This is a genomic window from Inquilinus limosus MP06, from assembly GCF_000767795.1.
GTDB lineage: Bacteria > Pseudomonadota > Alphaproteobacteria > DSM-16000 > Inquilinaceae > Inquilinus > Inquilinus limosus_E.
In genome coordinates this window covers 1-2,688 of record NZ_JANX01000712.1, presented here as the reverse complement: position 1 = coordinate 2,688, position 2,688 = coordinate 1, and the positions used below count along the sequence as shown (strand labels likewise).

Below are 2,688 nucleotides of genomic sequence, written 5' to 3'. Positions count from 1 at the left end.
CACGGTCTTCGCCGCCGCCAGCCTGAAGGACGCGCTGGACGACATCAACACCCGCTGGCAGGCCGAGTCCAAGCACAAGGCCACCATCTCCTACGCCGCCAGCTCGGCGCTGGCGAAGCAGATCGAGGCCGGGGCGCCGGCCGACGTCTTCATCTCGGCCGATTTGGACTGGATGAAGTACGTGGCCGACCGCAAGCTGATCAGGCCGGAGACGCAGTCGACCCTCCTGGGCAACCGCATCGTCCTGGTGGCGCCGAAGGATTCGACGGTGCAGTTGACCATCGGCCCGAATTTCGAGCTGGCCAAGGCGATCGGCGACGGCCGCCTGGCCATGGCCGACGTCAAGGCGGTGCCGGCCGGCAAATACGGCCAGGCGGCGCTGGAGAAGCTGGGGGTCTGGGAATCGGTCAAAAACAAGATCGCCCAGGCCGAGAATGTCCGCGCCACGCTGGCGCTGGTGTCGCGCGGCGAGGCCCCGCTGGGCATCGTCTATCAGACAGATGCCGCGGCCGACGCGGGGGTGAAGATCGTCGGCACCTTCCCGGCCGACAGCCACCCGCCGATCCTGTACCCGGTGGCGGTGCTGGCCGGCAGCACCAAGCCCGAGGCCCGGGCCTTCGTCGACTACCTGAAATCGGCCGCCGCCAAGCCGCTGTTCGAGAAGCAGGGCTTCACCGTCCTGGCGCAGTAACGGAAGGCTCCCGCTCCAACCGTGTTCCTCGGGCTTGACCCGAGGATCCAGGGGCTTTCAAGAACAGTTCCTGGCGGCCCCGGGATTGCCGGGTCAAGCCCGGCAATGACAGCATGGGCTGCCCGGCATGAGAAAGCGCAAGTGTTCGACTTCACCCCTGACGAGCTGGCCGCGATCCTCCTCAGCCTGAAGGTCTCGCTGTGGGCCACCGCGGTCAGCCTGCCGCTCGGCGTGCTGGTCGCGCTGGCCCTGGCCCGCGGCCGATTCTGGGGCAAGTCGATCCTGAACGGCGTGGTCCACCTGCCGCTGGTGCTGCCGCCGGTGGTCACCGGCTATATCCTGCTGCTGCTGTTCGGCAAGATGGGCCCGATCGGCTCGGTCCTGGCCCAAGTCGGCATCGTCTTCTCCTTCCGCTGGACCGGCGCCGCCCTGGCCGCCGGGGTGATGGGCTTCCCGCTGATGGTCCGCGCCATCCGCCTGTCGATCGAAGCGGTGGACCGGCGGCTCGAGGCGGCGGCCGGAACGCTGGGCGCCTCGCCCGCCTGGGTGTTCCTGACCGTCACCCTGCCGCTGATCCTGCCCGGGGTGATCGCCGGCGCCATCCTGTGCTTCGCCAAGGCGATGGGCGAGTTCGGCGCCACCATCACCTTCGTCTCCAACATCCCGGGCGAGACCCAGACCCTGCCCTCGGCGATCTACACCTTCACCCAGGTGCCGGGCGGCGACATCGGCGCGCTGCGCCTGACCCTGGTCTCGGTCGTCATCGCCATGGCCGCCCTCCTCGCCTCCGAGATCATGGCGCGCCGGGCCGGTGTCCGGGTGCACGCGACATGAGCACAGCCCATATCTCTCACACTGCATGCGGCCTGCGCCGGTTCAAGACGCCGGCAGGGCAGGAGCCGCGCGCGGCGCGATGCAGCGCATCGGGCAAGCGCGGCGACGCCCCCTGCCGGTGTCTTCAACCGGCCCGGAGGGTTGCCTTGCGGCGGGCGCCTGCGGCCCCGGGCGGCTCGACCGTATATCTTGATACGATCTTCGCCGCCCGGAGCCGCATCCACCTCGCCGCAAGGGAACGCAGGTCGCATGCAGTGTGAGAGATACGGGCTAGAGGTTGAGATCCGCCACCGCCAGGGCGATTTCGCGCTGGACATCGGCTTCCGCAGCGAGGGCCGGCTGACGGCGCTGTTCGGCCGTTCCGGCGCGGGCAAGACCTCGGTGGTCAACGTCATCGCCGGGCTGGTGCGGCCGCAGCACGGCCGGGTGGTGGTCGACGGCCGCCCGCTGGTCGACACCGAACGCCGCATCTTCCTGCCGCCGCATCGCCGCCGCATCGGCTATGTCTTCCAGGAGGGCCGGCTGTTCCCGCACCTGACGGTGCGGCAGAACCTGCTCTACGGCCACTGGTTCACGCCGAAGGCCGACCGAGGCGCCGAATTCGGCCGGGTGGTCGAGTTGCTGGGCATCGGCGCGCTGCTGGAGCGGCGGCCGGCAGGGCTGTCGGGCGGCGAAAAGCAGCGCGTGGCGATTGGCCGGGCGCTCCTGTCCAGCCCGCGCCTCCTCTTGATGGACGAGCCGCTGGCGGCGCTGGACGAGGCGCGCAAGGCCGAGATCCTGCCGTATGTCGAGCGGCTGCGCGATGAGGCGCGGATCCCGATCGTCTATGTCAGCCACGCCATGGCCGAGGTGACCCGGCTGGCCGCCACGCTGGTGGTGCTGGCCGAGGGCCGGGTTGCAGCATCCGGGCCGCTGCGCGAGGTGATGGGCCGGGCCGACCTGTTCCCGCGGGCCGAGGCCGGCGCGGTGCTGGAGGCCGTGGTCGAAGACCATGACGATCGCTGGCAGCTGACACGGCTGCGCGTCGCCGCCGGATTTCTGACCGTGCCGCGGATCGAGCGGCCGGCTGGCAGTCCGGTGCGCATCCGCATCCGCGCCCGCGACGTGATGCTGGCGACGCTGGCGCCCGACCATCTGAGCGCGCTGAACGTGCTGCCGGCGAC

3 protein-coding genes are annotated in these 2,688 nt (G+C 70.3%); all 3 read left to right on the top strand.

What is annotated here, in order from left to right:
* Positions 1-691: molybdate ABC transporter substrate-binding protein (modA, locus tag P409_RS31270; RefSeq protein WP_034847682.1), on the top strand; the 691-nt coding region annotated here is incomplete at its 5' end.
* 105 nt (positions 692-796) lie between these two features.
* The gene (gene modB / locus P409_RS31265; protein ID WP_052121611.1) at positions 797-1,525 is read left to right on the top strand and encodes a molybdate ABC transporter permease subunit; all 729 of its coding nucleotides are present in this window, start codon (positions 797-799) and stop codon (positions 1,523-1,525) included.
* Positions 1,526-1,774: 249 nt separating this feature from the next.
* The coding region (gene modC, locus P409_RS31260; RefSeq protein WP_034847677.1) for a molybdenum ABC transporter ATP-binding protein at positions 1,775-2,688 on the top strand (914 nt) is incomplete at its 3' end.

Coding starts and splice junctions, on each gene's coding strand:
- modB (WP_052121611.1), top strand. CDS start 797: ATGACAGCATGGGCTGCCCGGCATGAGAAAGCGCAAGTGTTCGACTTC.